18 protein-coding genes are annotated in these 21,671 nt (G+C 66.0%); 13 read left to right on the top strand and 5 right to left on the bottom strand.

Going from position 1 to position 21,671, the window contains the following annotated elements:
• Positions 1-31 precede the first annotated feature (31 nt).
• The 5 genes from GNZ21_RS14480 to pgsA all read left to right on the top strand — a co-directional run bounded on the left by GNZ21_RS14480 (position 32) and on the right by pgsA (position 4,628).
• On the top strand, positions 32-505 hold the full coding sequence (locus tag GNZ21_RS14480) for a ribose-5-phosphate isomerase (RefSeq protein WP_157325562.1): 474 nt from the start codon (positions 32-34) through the stop codon (positions 503-505).
• The gene (locus tag GNZ21_RS14475) at positions 506-1,408 is read left to right on the top strand and encodes an Fpg/Nei family DNA glycosylase (protein WP_157325560.1); all 903 of its coding nucleotides are present in this window, start codon (positions 506-508) and stop codon (positions 1,406-1,408) included.
• A gap of 73 nt (positions 1,409-1,481) precedes the next feature.
• Complete coding sequence (gene thrS, locus GNZ21_RS14470; RefSeq protein ID WP_188503444.1) at positions 1,482-3,479, top strand: threonine--tRNA ligase; 1,998 nt, start codon at positions 1,482-1,484, stop codon at positions 3,477-3,479.
• Positions 3,476-4,027 carry an HIT family protein gene (locus tag GNZ21_RS14465; RefSeq protein ID WP_157325558.1) on the top strand — a complete coding sequence of 184 codons (552 nt, stop codon included), beginning with the start codon at positions 3,476-3,478 and terminating at the stop codon, positions 4,025-4,027. Before thrS ends, GNZ21_RS14465 begins: the two co-directional genes overlap by 4 nt.
• Entirely contained in the window at positions 4,020-4,628 is a 609-nt protein-coding gene (pgsA, locus tag GNZ21_RS14460; protein WP_157325556.1) for a phosphatidylinositol phosphate synthase, read from the top strand. Before GNZ21_RS14465 ends, pgsA begins: the two co-directional genes overlap by 8 nt.
• Position 4,629: 1 nt before the next feature.
• On the opposite strand, the gene GNZ21_RS14455 is transcribed toward pgsA, so the two are convergent.
• Together GNZ21_RS14455 and GNZ21_RS14450 are read right to left on the bottom strand one after the other, a co-directional pair.
• A complete protein-coding gene (locus GNZ21_RS14455; protein ID WP_157325554.1) occupies positions 4,630-6,231 on the bottom strand; it encodes an HNH endonuclease signature motif containing protein in 1,602 nt (533 codons plus the stop codon).
• 69 nt (positions 6,232-6,300) lie between these two features.
• A complete protein-coding gene (locus tag GNZ21_RS14450) occupies positions 6,301-8,331 on the bottom strand; it encodes a M3 family metallopeptidase (RefSeq protein WP_157325552.1) in 2,031 nt (676 codons plus the stop codon).
• Positions 8,332-8,434: 103 nt separating this feature from the next.
• On the opposite strand from GNZ21_RS14450, the gene GNZ21_RS14445 reads away from it, so the two are divergent.
• The 8 genes from GNZ21_RS14445 to GNZ21_RS14410 all read left to right on the top strand — a co-directional run bounded on the left by GNZ21_RS14445 (position 8,435) and on the right by GNZ21_RS14410 (position 17,646).
• Positions 8,435-9,196, top strand: a complete 762-nt coding sequence (locus GNZ21_RS14445) for a YebC/PmpR family DNA-binding transcriptional regulator (RefSeq protein ID WP_157325550.1) — start codon at positions 8,435-8,437, stop codon at positions 9,194-9,196.
• A 15-nt stretch (positions 9,197-9,211) separates the two neighbouring features.
• Positions 9,212-9,874, top strand: coding sequence for a crossover junction endodeoxyribonuclease RuvC (gene ruvC, locus GNZ21_RS14440; protein ID WP_308805445.1), 663 nt, complete (start codon positions 9,212-9,214; stop codon positions 9,872-9,874).
• 53 nt (positions 9,875-9,927) lie between these two features.
• Positions 9,928-10,563 (top strand): Holliday junction branch migration protein RuvA, encoded by a 636-nt coding sequence (gene ruvA / locus GNZ21_RS14435; protein WP_157325548.1) that lies wholly within the window; start codon positions 9,928-9,930, stop codon positions 10,561-10,563.
• 17 nt (positions 10,564-10,580) lie between these two features.
• Complete coding sequence (gene ruvB / locus GNZ21_RS14430; protein ID WP_188503462.1) at positions 10,581-11,597, top strand: Holliday junction branch migration DNA helicase RuvB; 1,017 nt, start codon at positions 10,581-10,583, stop codon at positions 11,595-11,597.
• A 30-nt stretch (positions 11,598-11,627) separates the two neighbouring features.
• On the top strand, positions 11,628-12,047 hold the full coding sequence (locus GNZ21_RS14425; RefSeq protein ID WP_157325546.1) for a preprotein translocase subunit YajC: 420 nt from the start codon (positions 11,628-11,630) through the stop codon (positions 12,045-12,047).
• 11 nt (positions 12,048-12,058) lie between these two features.
• Complete coding sequence (gene secD / locus GNZ21_RS14420; RefSeq protein ID WP_157325544.1) at positions 12,059-14,086, top strand: protein translocase subunit SecD; 2,028 nt, start codon at positions 12,059-12,061, stop codon at positions 14,084-14,086.
• Positions 14,086-15,255, top strand: coding sequence for a protein translocase subunit SecF (secF, locus tag GNZ21_RS14415; protein ID WP_157325542.1), 1,170 nt, complete (start codon positions 14,086-14,088; stop codon positions 15,253-15,255). Before secD ends, secF begins: the two co-directional genes overlap by 1 nt.
• A 102-nt stretch (positions 15,256-15,357) precedes the next feature.
• Positions 15,358-17,646: a RelA/SpoT family protein gene (locus GNZ21_RS14410; RefSeq protein ID WP_229659382.1), complete on the top strand. Its 2,289-nt coding sequence runs from the start codon at positions 15,358-15,360 to the stop codon at positions 17,644-17,646.
• On the opposite strand, the gene GNZ21_RS14405 is transcribed toward GNZ21_RS14410, so the two are convergent.
• From GNZ21_RS14405 to alaS, 3 genes are read right to left on the bottom strand one after another with little or no spacing between them, the layout of a single operon-like run.
• A complete protein-coding gene (locus GNZ21_RS14405; protein ID WP_157325540.1) occupies positions 17,610-18,377 on the bottom strand; it encodes a hypothetical protein in 768 nt (255 codons plus the stop codon). The two genes, GNZ21_RS14410 and GNZ21_RS14405, sit on opposite strands and share 37 nt — an antisense overlap.
• A 41-nt stretch (positions 18,378-18,418) precedes the next feature.
• Entirely contained in the window at positions 18,419-18,901 is a 483-nt protein-coding gene (gene ruvX, locus GNZ21_RS14400) for a Holliday junction resolvase RuvX (RefSeq protein ID WP_157325538.1), read from the bottom strand.
• 2 nt (positions 18,902-18,903) lie between these two features.
• Entirely contained in the window at positions 18,904-21,609 is a 2,706-nt protein-coding gene (gene alaS, locus GNZ21_RS14395; protein WP_157325536.1) for an alanine--tRNA ligase, read from the bottom strand.
• Between the last annotated feature and the right edge of the window lie 62 nt (positions 21,610-21,671).

Raw genomic sequence — 21,671 nt, 5'->3', positions numbered from 1 at the left:
TTGTTCCCGAAGATTCCGAGAGAAGGTTGCCATGCGCGTCCACATCGCCACCGACCACGCCGGTATGGAGCTCTCCGCCCACCTGGTCTCCCACCTGCGGGCCCAGGGCTATGAGGTCACCGACCATGGGCCTGAGGTCTATGACGCGCAGGACGACTACCCCGGATTCTGCCTGCGGGCAGCTGAGGCGGTGGCCGCAGACTGGGCCGCTGGCACCGAGTCCCTGGGCATTGTGCTGGGCGGATCCGGCAATGGCGAGCAGATTGCAGCCAATAAGGTCAAAGGCATCCGCGCAGCCCTGGCCTGGAACCTGGAGACTGCGCAACTGGCCCGGGAGCACAACAACGCCAATGTGGTGGGTCTGGGCGGGCGTCAGCACAGCCTTGAGGAGGCCACCGAGATCGTTGAGGCATTCCTGAGTGCCGAATGGTCCGGCGAGGAGCGCCACGCCCGGCGGATCGGCAAGATCAGCCACTACGAGAACACCGGCGAGATCCAGGACTGAATGCCTGAGGGCCACACTCTCCACCGGCTCGCCGAGCAGATCAACCGGCTGTTCACCGGCCGGCAGTGGCGGGTGAGCTCCCCGCAGGGCCGGTTCAGCGCAGGCGCTGCCCGGCTCACCGACCGGGTCCCGGAGCGTGCCGAGGCCTGGGGCAAACAGCTCTTCGTGCACCTTGGCGCTGATATCTGGCAGGTCCACCTGGGGCTCTACGGGGCCTTCAGCTTCCGCGGGGATGAGACGTTTGCCGGGGCTGCCTCATTGGGGGCCCCGCGCACCTCAGGGGAGAGGTTCACACCCCAGTACGACGACGCCGGCTGGATCATCCCTGCCCCGCCCACCGGTTCAGTGCGGGCCAGGATCCATGTGCCCCACGGCTGGGCGGATCTGCGCGGACCTGCCAGATGCCAGGTGCTGAACCCGATGCAGTATCAGGCAGTGATTGCGCGCCTGGGCCCGGACCCGCTGCACCAGCCCGCAGGGCTGATCAATGAGCAGCTGCTGGCCCAGTTCCGCCAACACCTGGCCCGCCGCCGGGACAGCATCGCCGCAGCGCTGATGGACCAAGCGGTGATTGCCGGAGTGGGGAACATCTACCGCGCCGAATCACTGTTCCTGGAGCAGCTTGACCCAGACGCACCCGCCCAGGAGCTTGAGCCGGCCCAGACCGCATCGCTGTGGCAGACCCTGACCGAGCAGCTGCGCACCGGGGTGGCGGAGGGGATCATCCGCACCCTGCGGCCCGAGGACCCGCACCTAGGCGCCCGCGGCGCCGACCGGAAGCTGCGCCGGCACTGGGTCTACCAGCACCAGGGCACCCCCTGCCTGCGCTGCGGGGAAACCATCCGGATGCGCGAGCTGAAGGGCAGGCGGCTCTACTGGTGCCCGGGCTGCCAGGGCCGGTAGCGGCGCGCCACGGCGCTCTCCAGTAGACTCAGCGGGTCAGCTTTTTCCACCGATCCAGGAGATTCCGAGACTCGTGTCCGAGCAGATCAGCATCACCCTCAACGGCGCACCCACCACAGTTGAGGCGGGCACTACAGGCACCACCCTGTTCCGGGACTCCGCAACCACAGTGGTGATGCGGGTCAACGGGGAGCTCTGGGATCTCAGCCGGGAACTGCCCGAAGATGCTGACGTGGCCCCGGTGGACATCACCGAGCAGGACGGGCTCAATGTGCTGCGGCACTCCACTGCGCATGTGATGGCCCAGGCCGTACAGCAGCTCTTCCCCGGCTCCAAACTGGGCATCGGGCCCTATATCACCGACGGTTTCTACTTTGACTTCGATGTGGAGAATCCCTTTACACCGGAGGATCTGAAGAAGATCGAAAAGACCATGCAGAAGATCATCAACCAGGCCCAGACCTTTGAGCGGGAAGTCGTGGACCTGGATGAGGCCAAGCGCCAGATGGCCGATGAGCCGTACAAACTGGAACTTCTGGCCGGCTCCGGCGACGCCGAGGGGGCGTCTGTGGAGGTGGGCGGGGCAGAGATCACCATCTACCACAATGTGGACCGCAATGGAGAGCGGGTCTGGGCCGATCTGTGCCGCGGGCCGCATCTGCCGCATACCAAGCTGATCGCCAATGCCTTCGCAGTGATGCGCGCCGCCGGCGCCTACTGGCGCGGCAAGGAGACCAACCCGCAGCTGCAGCGCATCTACGGCACCGCTTGGCCCACCAAGGATGACCTCAAGGCCTATAAGGAGCGCCTGGCTGAGGCCGAGCGCCGTGACCACCGCAAACTGGGCCGGGAGCTGGACCTGTTCAGCTTCCCTGAGGAGATCGGCTCAGGACTCTCCGTCTGGCACCCCAAAGGTGGCCTGGTGCGCGGGATCATGGAGCAGCATGCCCGGGCCCGGCACCTGGAGTCCGGCTACACCTACGTCTATACCCCGCATATCTCCAAGGCAGACCTGTTCGAGACCTCCGGGCATCTGGCCAACTACAAGGACGATATGTGGCCGGCCATCTCCATGGATGAGGAGCGCGACGAGTCCGGGAACATCACCAAACAGGGCCAGGACTATTACCTGAAGCCGATGAACTGCCCCATGCATATCCTCATCTACAAGGAGCGTGGACGCAGTTACCGGGACCTGCCGCTGCGCCTGGCAGAGAACGGCACGGTCTACCGCAATGAGCGTTCTGGGGCCCTGCACGGGCTGACCCGGGTGCGCGGGTTCACCCAGGATGACTCCCACCTGTTCGTCCGTCCGGACCAGCTGGAGGACGAGGCTGCCAAGGTGGTGGAGTTCGTGGTCTCCCTGCTGCGCGACTTCGGGCTGGAGGAGTTTGAGCTGGAGCTCTCCATGCGCGATGAGGAAAAGTCCAAATGGGTGGGCTCTGACGAATACTGGGACTCCGCCACCCAGGCCCTGCGCAATGTGGCGCTGCGCTCCGGGCTCAAGCTCACCGAGATCCCCGGAGAAGCAGCGTTCTACGGGCCCAAGATCGATCTCAAGGTCACTGACGCCATCGGCCGCAAATGGCAGCTCTCCACCGTGCAGGTAGATCCCAATCTCCCCGAGCGGTTCGGCCTGGAGTACACCGCAGCCGATGGTTCCCGCCAGCGGCCCATTATGATCCACCGGGCGCTCTTCGGCTCCATCGAGCGGTTCTTCGCGATTCTGCTGGAGCATTACGCCGGGGCGTTCCCAGCCTGGCTGGCCCCGGTCCAGGTGCGCGGGATCCCGGTGGCCGAGCCCTTCAATGACTACCTAGGCGAGGTCATCGCGAAGCTGCGGTCCCGAGGAGTACGTGCGGAGCTGGACGACAGCACTGAGCGGTTCCCCAAGAAGATCCGCACCGCGAGCAAAGACAAGATTCCGTTTGTGCTCATCGCAGGAGGGGACGACGCCGAGGCCGGGGCGGTCAGTTTCCGGTTCCGTGACGGGAGCCAGGACAACCAAGTGCCGGTGGATCAGGCCGTGGAGCGGATCCTGGCAGCGATCGAAAGTCACCAGAACCAATGACGCAGCAGCCCTGGGAGACCGACAGCTTTGAGCTTCCCGGGGTGCCTGATGCCTTTCAGCGGCTGTGGACCCCGCACCGTGAGGCCTATCAGTCCAAGGGTCAGGACCAGGTCACCGGCGAGCACAACTGCCCGTTCTGCGCAGCGCCTGGGCGCAGCGATGAGGAGTCGCTGATCGTGGCCCGGGGCCGGCACTGCTATGTGCTGCTGAACCTTTACCCGTACAACCCGGGGCATCTGCTGGTCTGCCCCTATCGGCATGTCCCCGACCTGACTGATCTCACCGAGCAGGAGTCGGCGGAGTTCATCGCCCTGACCCAGAAGGCCATGCGTGCGCTGCGCGGCGGGGCCGACCCTGCCGGGTTCAATCTGGGTATCAACCAGGGCAAGGTGGGCGGGGCCGGTATTGCCGCACATCTGCATCAGCATGTGATCCCGCGCTGGAGCGGGGACACCAACTTTCTGCCGATCATCGCCCAGACCAAGTCCTTGTCGGTGACCCTGGGCGAGATTCGGCGGTTGGTGGCGGAGGCCTGGGGCGATGCTTAAGCACCTGCGCGCCTTCTTCTCTACCGCCTTCACCCCGATCGCCAGGTTTCTGCTGCGGATCGGACTGACTCCGAACGCTGTGACAGTGATCGGCACTGCCGGAGTAAGTCTGGGTGCGCTGATCTTCTATCCGCTGGGGGAGCTGTTCTGGGGCACGCTGTTGATCACCCTGTTCGTGTTCAGCGATCTCATCGACGGGCTGATGGCACGGTTGGGCGAGAAGTCCAGCGTACTGGGCGGGTTTCTTGACTCAGTCTCGGACCGGGTGCAGGACAGCGCTGTGTTCCTGGGCCTGATGCTCTGGTTCTTCGGCTCCGGAGAGAACTACTGGATCGGAGTGGCTGCCGCAGTCTGCATGATCCTGGGCCTGCTGGTCTCTTATATCCGTGCCCGGGCCGAATCCGAGGGCTATGACGCCAACACCGGAATCGCCGAGCGGCCGGAGCGGATGGTGCTGGCCCTGGTGTTCACCGGGTTCGTGGGCCTGGGCCTGCCGGAGGTGGTGCTGCTGGTGGTGCTGGCCCTGCTTGCCGCGGCCTCGCTCATCACCGTCATCCAGCGCATCACCACAGTGGTACGCCAAGCCGGGGCGGGCAGCTGACTCAGGCGGCGAACGCCAGGTCGGCGGTGAATGAGGGCAGATGGACGTCATAGCCCCAGGACTTCAGGCGGTGGTGCCTGCGGCAGAGCAATTCCAGGTTCTCGGCATTGGTCTCACCCTCCGGCCAGGGGATGATGTGGTCGATGTCGCAGTGCTCAGCAGGCACACTGCACCCTGGAGCTGAACAGGTGCGGTCTCGGAACCAGAGCGCGACGCGCAGGCGCTCCGGCGGATAGCGGCCCTCGGCGTGGACAGCGAGCAGGTTCTCACCGGATGGCCTGTCCTCAGGCGGCGGGTGAAGGAGCTGGTACCAGCTGAGCTGTTCGGTCTGTGCCCTGAGCCAGTCCCTCAGGTTCCGGGCCGGTACGGGAATCTTGCCGTCCCGGGTGAATCCCGGCTGGTCGGAGACTCCGGTCAGGGTTGCCTCCTCCACCAGAATCCCGATCTGAGCGGCGGTGCTCAGCTCATCGGGAGTCTGGGTGTTGAGCAGCCAGGCGCAGAATGCGTCCGCAGCCCGCTGGTCCATGGACCGCGGGTCGCCGTCCTCACGGGTGGCGGGCAGTTCCTGAAAAGTCTGCGGCTGTGAGGCTGAAGGGTCAGGCTCTTCGGCGGAGGCTGGGTCGGCCGACGAGCCGTCGATGATATGCAGAGTCGGTACCCGCAGACGGCCCACCTGGCTCTCAGAGCCGATGCTGAACCCGGCACTGACCCCTGGGGAGGAGAACTCCTCGGGCACCACTGCTGATCCCGCGGCGAGCCGCGCCAACTGAGAGTCTGAATCCCGGTGCTGGAGTTCCAGAGTGTGCTCCGCGATCAGCGGGTTGTGTGGAATGTGCTCCGTGGCGGAGCGTGCCGCGGCATCCAGGCGGCGCTTCAGCGCATGAGCGGTCAGACTCGGCAGCAGGGCGGAGAGCAGGCTCATCCCGTCCTCAACCTCGGTCACCGTCACACGCCGCTGCCGGGCCGCAGCGGCGAAGCGTTCAGCGGCATGGGCCGGCTCTGCGGTGTGCTCGAAGCCCTTCAGCCAGTCCTTTACCTGACCCAACCGATGGGTCTCGGCGTACTCGGCGGCCTGCTCATCCAGTTTCTCCACCGCCTCTGCTGTTCTCAGCTTCTCCAGCGTGGCAGCGATTCTGCGGAGTCTCAGATCGCAGATCCGGCCCGTGGTGAATGCTCGCCATACCCGGGGCATTTTGGACTGCACTCGCTCGGCAGCATTGATCTCGCTGGCCACTACGTATTCTGAGCGGCCGACGGCCTGAGCGATGTGCATCTCCGCAGCACGGCCGGCCTCCTGGGCTCGGTGCAGTGCGGTCCCTTTAATGATGTCGATCCGAGTCTGCGAGGCTTCGCGCCTGATGGCCGAGTCCAGAATCTCCCGGCTATGTTGGTCCGCTTCACGCACATACTCTCTGCGCAGCTCAACCATCCATGCCAGCTGAGCGGCTCGAGCGATGCGCAGATCGCGCTCCATCTGCCAGCCGGGCAGCACATCTGAGCTCAGCAGAGGCTGAGGGGGACGCTCAGGGATTCCGGCAGAGGCGGGAGAATCGCCGGCGGCATCATGGCGTTCCGTGCCCTCCCGATCTGGTTCCCTGTCCATATATCGATTATAAATTCTAGTATGAGCTGGATCAAGAGTTTCAGGAAGGAGATCTTCAGAACAAATGTTCTAATTCTGAAGCCCGAGGCTCCGCATCAGGTGCTGAGGGTCGGGGTCGGTGCCCAGGGCGGCGCGGAAGGAGTCCAGGGGATCGCGGGTATTGCCGCGGGCCAGCAGCTCGGTGCGGAAGTGCGCGCCCCGGGAGGCCAGGGCGGCCTCATCATCGAGCACCACACGGAACCACTCGCTGGAATGGGCCGCCAGCACCTCCGCCCACAGGTAGGAGTAGTACCCGGCGGCATAGCCCGCAGAGGCGAAGATGTGCTTAAAGAAGCCGCCGTGGTACCGCGGAGGGACCAGGGGCAGGTCCAGGCCCCAGTCGGCGAGCACCTGAGCCTCAAAGCCCGCCGGATCCTGTGCAGCGGCCTCAGCCTGCTCCGGGGACAGGGTGTGCCAGGCCAGATCAATCACCACAGCCGCCACATGTTCGGCAGTGGAGCAGCCCTTGCCCCAGAGCGCGTTCTCCGAGGGCACCGCACCCGGGGGAGTGGGATTGCGGTAGAGCTCCTGGAACACCTCGTTGACCTGCGAGGGGAACTCCACATTGTCCCGAGGCACCGCGGTGCCCGAGAGCTGCGGGAACTCCGCCTGGGCCAGCAGGGCATGCAGGGCATGGCCGAACTCATGGAACAGGGTCTTCTGCTCGCCCTGGGTCAGCACCGGCTCCTGTCCCGGCGCCGGTGCCGCCACATTGAGGTTATTTGTTACCACCGCCTTGGTCCCGGCCAGGGTGGAGGGCACTGAGAACCCGTTCATCCAGGCCCCGCCGGATTTGGTGGGCCGGGTGTAGAGATCCAGCAGGAACAGTCCCAGGCCGGTTCCCGGCTCACCGGCTGGGCCGTCGAAGACCTCAAAGCTGCGGGCCCCGGGCACATAGCCGGGCAGATCCTCCCGCTCCACCACAGTGATGCCATAGGCGCGATGGGCGGCGTCGAAGATTCGCCGCAGTCCCTCCGCCACAGTGATCTCCCCGGCCCCGGAGCCGGCCGGGAGCCTCTTGCGAACCTGCTCGATCCCATAGCTGAGATCCCAGGGCTCGGGGGTGAATCCGAGGTGCTCAGCGATCCGCTCCGCTTCTGTGGCGGCACGTTCAGCAGCACCGGCGGCCAGTTTGCCCAGCATGGATTCCACCGCCCGCCGGCTCGGCGCCGTGCGCAGCGGCAGCACCGATTCCAGAAAGTTCTCATAGCCCAGCAGCTGAGCCTTCTTAGCCCGCAGCACAGCGATCTGCGCCCCGATCTGACGGGTGGTGCGGCCCAGGTCATCAGCCAAACTGCCGCGGGTCACCGAGGCGGTGTGCAGCGCCCGGCGTGTCTGCCGGTTCTCCAGTGAGCCCAACAGCCCCTGCTGCACCGGCATGGTCAGGGTCAGCAGATAGCCCGAGGCGTGCCCGGCAGCCTCAGCGGCGGCCCGGGCAGAGGCGATCCGGGACTCGCTGAGCCCCGCCAACTCCTGCGCAGATTTCACCAGCACGGCAGCCTCGGTGGCCTCACGCACCTGCAGCTGGGAATAGGCGGTCTCCAAACCCGCCAGCTGCTGATTGAGCTCCTTCAGCTCAGCTTGGCCCGAGCCGTCCAGCCCGGCCCCGGCCACCCTGGCTTTGAGAATCAGCTGCTCCAGGAACCACTGCTGCTCCGGCGTGGCGGTGACCTCCCCGGCCCCGATCCGTTCCTGCAGCTGCCGGAACCGCGAGAAGAGCCCCGGATGCAGGGTGATCCAGTCAGTATGGGCAGCGATCTGGGGTGCGGCCTCGGCGCGCACCTGCTGGCGGGCCTCGGTGCCGTCGGCCGCCGCCGCCACCCCGAATGCGCGGGTCAGCCGGTCCAGCTCAGCCCCGGAGAGGGCGTAGGCATGCAGCATATTCTCCACCGTGGCCGGCTCCGGGTTCCCGGCGATCTCCGCCACCCGCTCCCGTTGGGCTGCCAGGGCCGCCTGCCGCGCCGGTGCCCAGGCGGCGTCGTCGTCCACTGTGGTCATATCCGGGTAGTCATAGTCGAGGGTGCGGGTCCAGGGGGTGTCCACAACGGGCGAATCTGCCACAGGAAGTCCTTTCGAGCGAGTAACCTGGAGTCAGACTACCCAACTGTTGCCTGATGCAACCAAATCGCCGCACCTGTGGCACCGACAGACCCTGAGGAGAAGCATGGCCGGTCACTCAAAATGGGCCAATACCAAGCACCGCAAGGCCGCGGTGGACGCCAAGCGCGCCAAGATCAACGCCCGCTACATCAAGCAGATCGAGGTGGCTGCCCGCAACGGCGGCCCGGACATTGACGGCAACCCGGCGCTGGCCCTGGCCGTGCAGAAGGCCAAGAAGGAATCGGTGCCCAATGACAATATCGACCGGGCGATCAAGCGCGGTGGCGGGCTCACCGGTGACACCGTGGAGTATGAGGAGATCACCTATGAGGTGCGCGGGCCCGCCGGATCCGCCCTGCTGGTGGAGTGCCTGACTGACAACCGCAACCGAGCTGCTGCAGAGGTGCGTACTGCCGTCACCCGCTCCGGGGGCACCGTGGCCGATCCCGGCTCAGTGGCCTATATGTTCCAGCGCAAAGGCGTGGTGACCGTACCCAAGGCTGAGGGTGTGAGCGAGGACGAGGTGCTCGCCGCAGTCCTGGAGGCCGGGGTGGAGGAGGTCCTGGAGCAGGAGAGCAACTTCGAGGTCCAGTCCGAGCCCTCCGACCTGCAGGAGGTCACCAAGGGGCTGGAGGAGGCCGGGATCAGCTACGACTCCGATGAAGTGGCATTCGTCTCCGATATGAAGATCGATCTGGAGCTGGAGGATGCAAAGAAGTTCCTGCGCCTGCACGATGCGCTGGATGATCTGGATGATGTGCAGAACATCCACACCAACGCCGACCTGAGCGCGGAGACCCTGGCCGCGCTGGACGCCGAGAGCTAGGAGTCTCCCATCGCCGTGCAGCGCGTGGCCTCCACTGCCGGGACCTCCCGGATCGCTCAGCGGATCATGGGGGTGGACCCGGGGCTGACCCGCTGCGGGTTCGCCGTGGTCCAGATGCAGCCCAACCGCTCCGGGGAGTCCCTGCACGTGGAGGTCAAGGGCACCAGCAGCGATGAGGACCTAGCCGTGCGCATCCTGGCCATCCAGCGCGCCGCTGAACAGCTGCTGGATGAGTTCGCCCCGGATGTGCTGGCCATCGAGCGGGTGTTCTCCTCCGCCAATGCGCCCACTGCGATCGCCACCGCCCAGGCCTCCGGTGTGGTGATCGCCGCCGCAGCCGCCCGGGGAATCCCGGTGGCCTGGCACACCCCCTCGGAGGTCAAGGCCGCAGTCACCGACGACGGGCGGGCGGATAAGGATGCGGTGGCCCGAATGGTGGCCCGGATCCTCAATCTGCCCGGACTGCCCAAACCGGTGGATGCCACCGATGCCTATGCAGTGGCGATCTGCCACGGCTGGCGCTCCGGGGTGGGGGCGAAGTTCAATATGACCGCAGCCACCGCCACCCACCAGGGGGCGCGCACCGCCCTACAGAAGGCTGCCGCCCAGCGCAGTACCGGGATGACCGCGGCCCAGCGGGCATGGCAGGATGCCGAACGGCGTGCCGCCCGCCGCTGACCCCGCCATCCGGTACGCTGGTCGAAAATGTGTACTAATACGGAAGGTGACCGATGATCTCCAGCATCCGCGGCGAGGTGCTCCACCTGGGACTGGACCACGCTGTGGTCGAGGTCTCCGGCTTCGGACTGACCGTCCAGGCCACCCAGCAGACCCTGTCCGCGCTGCGCACCGGGCAGCCGGCCTTCCTGCACACCAGCTACGTCCCTCGCCAGGATGACGCCCCGCTGCTCTTCGGCTTCTCTGAGACCGGGGAGCGGGAGATCTTCACCACCCTGCTGAGCATCTCCGGGGTGGGCCCGCGGCTGGCCCTGGCCGTGCTCAGCGTGCACACCCCGGATGAGGTCCGCCTGGCCATCCGGGACTCCGATACCGCCGCCTTCACCAAAGTCCCCGGCATCGGCAAGAAGACCGCGCAGCGGATTCTGCTGGAGCTGGCCGGCAAGCTGGTCATCGAGCCGGAGCCGGCAGCGGGGGAGCAGAGTACGACGACGCCCACCGGCGCCGAGATCACCGCGGCTGAGGTACGTGCCGCCCTCACCTCCCTGGGTTGGACTGAGAAGGACGCCGGCAAGGCTGTGGACGAGGCCCTGGCCGCCGACCCTGAGCTGGGCCAGGCCGATACCGCCACGGTGCTGCGCACCGTGCTGCGCGGCCTGGGTGCCGCTAAGGCAGGTGCCGGCCGGTGACCACCGACCCCCGGGAGATCGTCGGCACTGCCCCGGCCGCAGAGGAGAAGGCCCTGGAGGCCGCGCTGCGGCCCAAGGCCCTGGAGGACTTCGTGGGCCAGGCCACCGTACGCAACCAGCTCTCCCTGGTCCTGCAGTCCTCCCGGATGCGCTCCACCGCGGCCGACCATGTGCTGCTCTCCGGTCCGCCCGGGCTCGGCAAGACCACCCTGGCGATGATCATTGCCGCAGAGATGAACGCGGCACTGCGGATCACCTCCGGACCGGCTATCCAGCACGCGGGGGATCTTGCGGCGATCCTCTCCTCACTCACCGATGGTGAGGTGCTGTTTATCGATGAGATCCACCGGATGTCCCGGCCGGCCGAGGAGATGCTCTACATGGCGATGGAGGACTTCCGGGTGGACATCATTGTGGGCAAGGGGGCCGGGGCCACATCCATCCCCCTGGAGCTGCCGCCCTTCACGCTGGTCGGAGCCACCACACGGGCCGGGCTGCTGCCCGGACCGCTGCGTGACCGCTTCGGCTTCACCGGACACCTGGAGTTCTACAGCACCCAGGAGCTGCACCAGGTGCTGCGCCGCTCAGCGGGAATGCTGGATATGCGGGTCAGCGAGGAGGGCTTCGCCGAGATCGCCTCCCGCTCCCGCGGAACCCCCAGGATCGCCAACCGGCTGCTGCGCCGAGTCCGTGACTGGGCATTGGTGCACGGAGTGGACCAGGTGGACAGAACTGCCGCCTCCCAGGCGCTGGACACTTACGAGGTGGACGCCAGAGGCCTGGACCGGCTGGACCGTGCGGTGCTGGAGGCGCTGTGCACCAAGTTCAAAGGGGGCCCGGTGGGACTCTCCACCCTGGCCATCCTGGTGGGTGAGGAGACCGAGACGGTGGAGACCGTGGCCGAGCCCTATCTGGTGCGCGAGGGTCTGCTGGCCCGCACCCCGCGGGGACGGGTCGCCACCGATGCCGCCTGGCAGCACCTGGGCCTGACCCCACCGGCCCAGGACTCGCAGGCTTCACTCTGGGATGAGTAGAGTCGCCCAACACTGCTAGGATTGCCGGTTGTGATTGACTCCCTGAAACTGAACCTGTACGCCTGGGTGGCTGAAGCCCCCGCCGAGAACGGCGGCAATGGAGAGGGCGAGGCGCAAGGGGACGGCGGCTCCTCGATCTTCCTCATCCTGATGTTCGGCATTCTGCTGCTGTTCATCATCACCACCTGGCGGCGCAGCAAGAAGGTGCGCGAAAGTGCTCAGCAGGCCCATGCCGGTGCCGTGGTCGGCGCCGAAGTGGTGGCCGGGGGCGGCGTGGTGGGCCGTGTGGTCAGCCGCGACGAGGAGAAGCAGCGAGTCACGCTCGAGTTCTCCGACGGGCACCGTGCAGACTTCCTGCTGCAGGCCGTGGTCCAGGTGACCGAACCAGCACCCGGACACCAGGAGCCGGACACCGACCCCACTGCCGCCGACGGCACAGAACCGAAATAGCCGAAGGCTCCATGGCTGCATCCAAACCAGTGCGGAAAGCCCGCGCCGCACTTGTGGTTCTCTTCCTGCTGCTGCTGGGCATGGGCGGCGGTCTGGCCTACGGCGTGCAGCAGGGCCACGCCCAGTGGGCGCCCCTGCTTGCCCTCGACCTGGAGGGCGGCACCCAGATGGTGCTCTCGCCCCAGGTGGAGTCCGGGGAGGAGATCGACGACGACCAACTCAATCAGGCCGTGGAGATCATCCGCCAGCGCGTGGACGGCACCGGCGTGGCCGAGGCAGAGATCGCCGTACAGGGCGCAGAGAACGTCGTGGTGGGCATGCCCGGGGTGCCCGATGAGCAGACCCGCGAGCTGATCCAGGCAAGTGCGGCCATGGAGTTCCGCTCCGTGCTGGAGGTCCGCAGGGATCCGGTACTGGCCCAGCGCGCCGAGCTGCAGGCTCTTCTGGAGAGTCCTGAGCTCGATGATGAGCAGCGCGCAGTGGTGGAGGAGCAGCTCGAGGCGCTCTCCGAGGACCCGGAGCAGGAGCAGCTCGAGGATGAGGAGGCCCCGGCGAGCCCGGAGGAGGCCCATGCCGAGCTGCTGGAGACCCTGAGCTCCCAGATGGCCCCCGATGACTTCGCTGAGATCGAGGATCATCTCACCGAGGAGCTGGCCGCTGAGTTCCTGGACTACGAATGCCGCCCCGACCTCACTATCGAGGACAGGGAGGCCCAGGATCCCGATCTGCCCCTGGTCACCTGCAACCCGGACACCGGGGACATCTTCATCCTGGGGCCGGTGGATGTGGACGGGGACTACATCAACGATGCCAGCTGGGGCACTGAGCAGGGACCCACGGGCATGGCCACCGGGTACTACGAGACGGTCATCCACTTCGACTCCACCGGCACCGAGCTGTTCCGGGAGGCCTCGACCCGGCTTTACGGCTACCCGCAGGGCACCCCCCAGAACCGGTTCGCGATTGTCCTGGACGGCCACGTGATCGTAGCGCCCAATATGCTCAGTCCGATCACCGACGGCAATGCCCGGGTCACCGGCGAATACACCGATGCTGAGGCCCGGAACCTCGCTGAACAGCTGCGCTACGGCTCACTGCCGATCTCCTTCCAGATCGAGTCTGAGCAGCAGATCTCGGCCACCCTGGGTGCCGAGCAGCTGCGGATGGGCCTGCTGGCCGGCATCATCGGCCTGCTGCTCACTGCCGGCTACGCGATCTACCAGTACCGCTCATTGGCCCTGGCAGTCACCATCCCCTCACTGGTGGTGGTGGCGCTGATCACCTGGTGGGCACTCTCCCTGCTCGGCTGGTCCGACGGCTACCGGCTCTCAATGGCTGGTATCGCAGGTCTGATCCTCTCCATCGGTCTGACCGCCGACTCCTTCGTGGTGTACTTTGAACGCGTCAAGGACGAGCTGCGTGAGGGCCGTTCCCTGGCCGGGGCGGTGGAGGCCGGCTGGTCCAGGGCCCGGCGCACCATTCTGGCCTCCAAGGCAGTCAACGTGCTGGCCGCCGTGGTGCTCTACATGGTGGCCGTGGGCAATGTTCGGGGTTTCGCCTTCACCCTGGGACTGACCGCTCTGATCGACGTGATCCTAGTATTCCTCTTCACCCACCCGCTGATGCAGCTGCTGGCCCGGCGGAAGTTCTTCGCCTCCGGTAAGCGGTTCTCCGGGCTCAGCGCCCAGGAGCTCGGTGTCGATGTGCTCTACAAGGGCGCCGGCCGCTTCGCCCGAAGCAATGTGGTCTACTCCGACCAGGCCGCTGCAGCAGTGGGCGCCGGCGAGAATGTCGACACCGAGAATGACGCCGCCCCAGCCACCGACGTGCCCACTGCGGAACCCCGTTCAGCGGCAGCGGACCGTAAGGCGGAACTGCCCGATATCCCTGAGGAGGAATGGGCCAGGATGACTATCGCCGAACGGCGGAAAGCACGTAGGGAAGTCGAGCTGGCCCGTAGGGAAGCCGAGCCGGCGCGCAAGGAAGCCGAGCCGGCGTCGTCGTCCTCTTCTGAGAGCACCGAAGGAGACCAGCGCTGATGGCCGCCGGATTCGCCAAAGCAGGCAACCAGCTCTACACCGGGGAGCGTTCCTATCCCTTTGTGCAGCGCTCCAATCTCTGGTTCATCATCGCGGCACTGCTGCTGGTGGCCTCCATCGCGATTCCGTTCTTCCGCGGCGGGTTCAACTTCGGCATTGAGTTCACCGGCGGCAGCGAGTTCACCATCTCGCAGACTGAGAACACCGATATCAGCATCGGTGAGGATGCCGTGGCCGAGGTCTCCGGGCAGGAGGCCACAGTCACCAATATCGCCGAGAGCACTATCCGAGTGCAGACCGAGCAGCTCGACGATGAGCAGACCCTGGAAGTCGGCCAGGCGCTGCAGGAGGGCTACGGGGTAGGCGCTGATCAGGTCTCCTCCACCTTCATCGGGCCGGTCTGGGGCGAGCACATCACCCAGCAGATGGTTATCGGCCTGGTGGTGTTCCTGGTGCTGGTGACTCTCTATATGGCCTTCTACTTCCGCACCTGGAAGATGTCCGTGGCGGCCATCGGCGGACTGGGGTTCGTGGTGGTGGTCACCCAGGGCATCTACTCCGCCACCGGGTTTGAGGTCACACCCAGCGCCATCATCGGATTCCTGACCATCCTCTCCTATGCGCTCTACGACACCATGGTGGTCTTCGATAAGATCCGCGAGAACCTCGCCCCGCTGCAGGAGCAGAAGGACCAGACATTCACCGAGCGGGTGAACCTGGCGATCAACCAGACCCTGGTCCGCTCGGTGAACACCTCCGTGGTGGGCATCCTGCCGGTGGGCTCCATCCTGTTCATCGGCGCCTGGCTGCTGGGAGCAGGCACCCTGCGGGATATCGCGCTGGCCCTGTTTACCGGCATCATCGTGGGCACTATCGCCACCATCTTTGTCCAGGCCCCGCTCTATGCTCGGATGCGCCGCGGGGACGCTGACATCAGGAGCCACACCGAGGAGGTCCTGGCTCTGCGCCAGGAGCGGATCCAGGACTCCGGAATCGAGCAGATCACCTTCTCCGGCACGCCGCTGAACAGTCAGGGGCAGCCGGTGGCCTTCCCGCCGCTGCCCGAACCCGAGGCCGAAGAGCCTGAGCATGAGGATCTCGAGGTGCTGGACTGGGACGCGGTGCTGGCCCCGGAGACTCCGGAATCTTCAGGCGGTGAACAGCGTTAGACTGTTCCCCATATTTCCAGCACCCCAGGACTAAGGAGCAGCACAGCGAGCGTGGAGGATCAGGGCGTACAGGCCGCAGGGACTGCCCAGGCGGGGCAGGCCGTGGCGCAGCCGCGCCGCTCGCGAGCTGTGGGCACGCTGGCCCAAACGGCCGATTCCCCCCTGCTCGAACCACTGCTGAGGGCCATCCGCGCCAATGGGGCTGATGAGGACCTGCCGCTGATCTGCCGCTCCTTCGAAGCCGCCGAGCACCACCACCGGCACCAGAAGCGCAAATCGGGGGAGCCCTACATCACGCACCCGGTGGCGGTGGCCACCATCCTGGCTGAGCTGGGGCTCAACGGCTCCACCCTGGCTGCCGCCCTGCTGCACGATACGGTGGAGGACACCGATTACAGTCTGGAGGATCTCACCGCGGACTTCGGCGCGGAGATCGCCCTGCTGGTCGATGGGGTCACCAAGCTGGACAAGCTGAAGTTCGGCGACGCCGCCCAGGCCGAGACAGTGCGCAAAATGGTGCTGGCCATGGCCAAGGACATCCGGGTGCTGATGATCAAGCTGGCCGACCGGCTGCACAATGCTCGCACCTGGCGCTATGTGCCCGCGGAGAAGAGCGCTAAGAAGGCCAAGGAGACCCTGGAGATCTTCTCGCCGCTGGCGCACCGGCTGGGCATGAACACCATCAAATGGGAACTGGAGGACCTGTCCTTCGCTGCGCTGTACCCCAAGGTATATGAAGAGATCGTGCGTCTGGTGGGGGAGCGCACCCCGCAGCGGGAGAAGTTCTTAGCTGAGGTCCGCGAGACGATCGCCGATGACCTCAACAAGTCCAGCATCGGGGCAACTATCACTGGCCGGCCCAAGCACTATTACTCGATCTATCAGAAGATGATCGTGCGCGGCAAAGAGTTCGACGATATCCACGATCTGATGGGCATCCGGGTGCTGGTGGACTCGGTCCGTGACTGCTATGCCGCACTCGGTGCTCTGCACGCACGCTGGAACCCGCTGCCCGGGCGGTTCAAGGACTATATCGCGATGCCTAAGTTCAATATGTACCAGTCGCTGCACACCACTGTCCTGGGGCCCGCGGGCAAGCCGGTGGAGGTTCAGATCCGCACACACGAGATGCACCGCCGGGCGGAGTACGGGGTGGCGGCGCACTGGAAGTACAAGCAGAGTCAGCGGGCCCCCGGAAATGCCCAGAACAACGACGCCGCCCCCGTCACCCGGGGTGCCACCCAGCAGTCCCAGGCCACTGAGGACATCGGCTGGCTGCGCTCCCTGGTGGACTGGCAGTCCGAGACCAAGGACCCTGATGAGTTCCTGGAATCGCTGCGCAATGAGATCAACACCCGGGAGGTGTTCGTCTACACCCCCAAGGGAGAGGTGATCGCGCTGCCGGCCGGAGCCACCCCGGTGGACTTTGCCTATGCCATCCACACTGATGTGGGGCATAAGACCATCGGCGCCCGGGTCAACGGAAAGCTGGTTCCGTTGAGCTCGGAGCTCAACCACGGGGACTGGGTGGAGATCTTCACCTCCAAGGCGGAGGGTGCCGGCCCGTCCAATGATTGGCTGATGTTCGTCAAGTCGGCCCGGGCGCGGAACAAGATCCGGCACTGGTTCTCCAAGGAGCGCCGCGAGGAGTCCATCGAGCGCGGCAAGGACATGCTGACCAAGGTGATCCGGAAGTCCAACCTTCCGCTGCAGAAGGTGATGAACCCGGATGTGCTGCTCACGGTGGCCGAGCAGCTGCACTATACGGATATCTCCGGGCTCTACGCCGGGGTGGGGGAGGAGCATGTCTCCACCCAGAACGTGCTGGAGCATCTCAACGCCCTCTTCGACACCGAGGAGGCGGACTCCGAGGAGCTGGACACCACTCCGATCACCTCTCCGGCCACGAAGCCCTCGGAGTACTCCGATGCCGGGGTGGTGATCAAAGGTGCGGGCAATGTGCTGGCCAAACTGGCCCGCTGCTGCACCCCGGTGCCTCCCGATGAGATCGAGGGCTTCGTGACCCGGGGCCAGGGGGTCAGCGTGCACCGGGCGGACTGCCGGAACGTGCAGCAGCTGCGCGAGCAGCCTGGCCGCCTGGTGGAGGTGGAATGGGCACCCACTAAGTCTTCAGTGTTCCTGGTGGAGATTCAGGTCGAAGCCCTGGACCGGAAGTCCCTGCTCTCTGATGTCACACGTACTCTGGCAGAGTCCCAGGTCAATATTCTCTCCGCCACGGTGCAGACCTCCCGTGACCGGGTGGCGATCTCCCGGTTCAGCTTTGAGATGGGCGATCCCCGATACCTCAACCATGTGCTGAACACGGTCAGGCGCATCGACGGGGTGTACGATGTCTACCGCACTGTGGGCAAACGGCGCGAGACGCACTGAGTCAGCAGCTCAAGAATCCGCTGCCGTCGCGCGGAGTCCCAACGGGTTCGCGAGAGGATGCTCAACACCGCATCGGCGGTCTCATCCGGGTCTGCCCCGGAGCAGTCCATCAGAGCGGCGATGCTCTGCCAGCGCTGCTGGACCGCCTGAGTCTCCTGTGGACCCGGGGCGCAGAGGTCCTCATCGCGCCCCTGCAGAGGATCCCGGGCCGCCGGCCAGTGCAGCAGCAGTTTTTCCGTGCGCTGCCACGCCGGAGCCCGGTCCAGCGCCCGGGGGAAGTGAGTGACCCCGATCCCGCAGAACAGATCCGCGGCAGTGCGCAGCGCTGTGGTCACCGCTGCTGCGCCCATCGGCTCGGCATCCGCGGCCTGCAGCGGCAGATAGTGCAGCCGCCAGCGCCCGGTGAGCACCGCCCGCTGCGCCGCTGAGGTGCCGCTGACCATCACCTGGACTCGCTGCGGGGCTTGACCGCCCAGATGCACCCAGGCGGCCGTCTCCCCGCAGAGCGTGCCTGATTCGCGCAGCCTCCGGTTCAGCAGCGCATAGGCCGCGGCGGCCCGCAGCGCTGGTCCCTCCGGAAGTCCGGCCTCGGCATAGACGTCCTGAGCGACATGCCGCAGCAGCCCCTCCGCCTGCATAGCCACCAGCTCGCCTGCGGTGAACGGGTAGCCGGCCCGATATATCCGCTGCTGCAGATGTTCATATCGTTTGGTGCTGTTTGACGCTCCCATGTGACCATGGTGTACCGCTGAAGAGTCGGTGGCAAACAGTCTCAGTCAGAGCTGTGGATAACGTCCTGGCCGGGCTCAGCTCCGCCGGCGGTGCGCATCTGCAGGGCGTGGTTGAGGATCTCCACTGCAGCGGCCTGGTCGATGGCCTCCTTTTGCTCCCGGGCAGAGCGCCCTGAGGCGCGCATCTTCTCGGCGGCGGAGACGGTGGTCAGGCGCTCATCGATCAGCTGCACGCCCGTGTTCAGCTGCGCCTCGGTCAGTTGGCGCTTCAGCTCCGCAGCATAGTCACGGGCCTTCTGGGTGGAGGGTGTGTCCTCCCCGGAGAGCGAGAGCGGCAGCCCCACATAGATGAGCCTGGCACCGCGGTCGCGGGCGATCTTCACGATCATCCGGATATCCCCGTTCCGGTTCTTGTCCCGGCGTAGGGTCATCACCGGTGTGGCGACCAGGGCATCCGGATCGGTGGCGGCCAGACCCACTCTGGCTTCTCCGACGTCTACCGCCAGCCGGACGCCTGCACGCATGCTCAGCGGTTCTGCACCGCGGCGGTGACGGCCGCCAGTGCCTCATCGATCCTGCCGGCGTCCTGGCCGCCGCCCTGGGCGAGGTCGGGCTTGCCGCCGCCGCCCCCGCCGAGCACACCGGTGGCGGTCTTGACCAGATCCCCGGCGCGCAGCCCCTCGGTTCGGGCGGCCTCCGTGGTGCCGATAACCACCACTGGCCGGCCCTTGGACTCGCCGGCAACAGCCACCACAGCCGCCCGCTCGCCGAAGCGGCCGCGCAGGTCCATCACCAGCTGGCGCAGATCATCTCCTGCGGCTTCTCCGGCATGATGGGTCAGCACGGAGACCCCGCCGGCGTCCACAGCGGACTCCAGCAGCTGTCCGGCCTGGGCGCGCAGCTGCTCAGCTTTGAGCCGCTCCAGCTCCTTCTCGGTTTCCTTCAGCTTGGTCAAAGTGGCGCTGATCCGGTCGGGCACCTGGTCAGCGGGGACTTTGAGCATCTCGGTGAGCTGGTTGACCAGGGTCCGCTCAGCGGCGAAATGCTTGAAGGCATCCAGGCCCACCAGGGCCTCTACCCGGCGGTTCCCCGAGCCCACCGAGGCCTCAGACATCAGCGCCAGGGTGCCGATCTCGGCAGTGGAGGCCACATGGGTGCCGCCGCAGAGCTCGCGTGACCAGGGGCCGTTGAGCTCCACCACGCGTACGCTGTCGCCGTACTTCTCGCCAAAGAGCATCATCGCTCCCATCGCCTTGGCCTCCTCCAGGCTCATGGTCTTGGTCTGCACGGCATGGTTGTCACGGATGGCCAGATTGGAGACCTCCTCCAGCTCCTGCCGGGCAGCCGGGGAGAGGGCGTCGTCGTGGGTGAAGTCGAAGCGCAGATAGCCCTCCTTGTTGAAGGAGCCGGCCTGCACCGCCTCGGGGCCCAGCACATCGTGCAGGGCAGCATGAATGATATGGGTGGCGGTATGGGCCTTCTGGGCGTCCAGGCGGCGGCGCACATCGATGGCGCCCAGGGCCTGGGCACCTACCGAGACCTCACCCTGCAGAACCTTGGCCCGGTGCACAGAGAGTCCCCTGACCGGGGACTGCACATCGGCGACTTCCAGTACGAATCCGTCGCCGGTGATCCGACCGGTGTCGGCAGCCTGGCCCCCGGCCTCAGCATAGAAGGGAGTGGCGTCTAGGATGATCTCGATCTCCTGCCCGGCTGAGGCGCTGCTGCGGGACTCCCCGCCGGCCAGGATGCCGCGGATGCGGGACTCAGTACTGTGCTCGGTGTAGCCGGTGAAGTGCGTGGGGGAGTCTGCCAGCAGCTGCCGATAGATCTCGGTATCGGCGTGACCGGACTTCTTGGCCCGGGCATCGGCCTGGGCGCGCTGGCGCTGCTGCGCCATCAGTGAGCGGAAGGTCTCCTGGTCAACGCTGACCCCTGCCTCCTCGGCCATCTCCAGGGTCAGATCGATGGGGAATCCGTAGGTGTCATGCAGGGCGAAGGCGTCCTCTCCAGCAAGCGGGGCACCGGAGGTCTTGGCTGAGCTGACTGCCGACTCCAGCCTTGCGGTGCCGGCGGTGATGGTACGCAGGAAAGCCTGCTCCTCCTTGACCGCTGCGGCGCGGATCGTCTCGAAGCGCTCCTCTACCTCCGGATAGACCCCTTTCATGGCGTCTTTGGAGACTGTGATCAGCTCCTCGAAGACCGGCTTCTCCACGCCCAGCAGGCGCATGCCGAGGATCACCCGGCGGATCAGCCGGCGCAGGATGTAGCCGCCGCCCTCATTGGCCGGGCGCACCCCATCGGTGATGAGCATCAGGGCCGAGCGGGTGTGATCGGCGATCATCCGCAGCCGCACATCGGTGGTGTGGTGCGGGTCGTCAGGGTCCTCAGTGGAGGTGTAGGTGACCCCGGCCAGCTGGGCGGCCCGGTCCAGCACGGGGCGGACCTGGTCGGTCTCGTACATGTTCTCCACGCCCTGCAGGATCATCGCCAGCCGCTCCAGGCCGAGCCCGGTGTCGATGTTCTTGTTCTGCAGCGCACCGGCGATCTCGAACTCGGTCTTGGAGTGCACCGCTGAGAGGCGGTCCTGCATGAACACCAGGTTCCAGATCTCCACGTACCGGTTCTCATCCACCGCAGGGCCGCCCTCTGCGCCGTAGGCGGGGCCCCGGTCGTAGTAGATCTCTGAGCAGGGGCCGCCGGGTCCGGGCTGGCCGGTGGACCAGTAGTTGTCTGCCTTACCGGTGCCGATCACACGTTCGGCGGGGACGCCGACCACGTCCTCCCAAATCCGCCGTGCCTCATCGTCGCGCTCCTCACCGTCCTCATAGACAGTGATCCACAGCCGGTCCGGGTCTAATCCGAAGCCGCGCAGGCCCGTCTGCGGATCGCCCTCCACCGGGGTGGTGAGCAGCTCCCAGGCCATTGGGATGGCCTTCTCTTTGAAGTAGTCGCCAAAGCTGAAGTTTCCGCACATCTGGAAGAAGGTGCCGTGCCGGGCGGTCTTGCCGACCTCCTCGATGTCCTCGGTGCGGATGCACTTCTGTACAGAGACGGCCCGCGGATAGGGCGGGGTCTCCACACCGGTGAAGTAGGGGATGAACGGCACCATTCCGGCCACGGTGAACAGCAGCGAGGGATCCGGGGAGACCAGGGAGGCTGAGGGCACCTTGGTGTGGCCCTTGGCCGTGAAGTAGTCATACCAGGTGCGGGTGATCTCCTGCGACTTCATGGTGTGAGTTCTGTCCTTCGATGACGGGTCAGTGACTGGTCAAGCTTATGCGAAAACACAGA

The organism is Nesterenkonia alkaliphila (genome assembly GCF_009758175.1).
In the GTDB taxonomy this organism is placed as follows: domain Bacteria; phylum Actinomycetota; class Actinomycetes; order Actinomycetales; family Micrococcaceae; genus Nesterenkonia; species Nesterenkonia alkaliphila.
The sequence above is the reverse complement of the archived record's forward strand: the minus strand, read 5'-3'. Positions and strand labels throughout refer to the sequence as shown.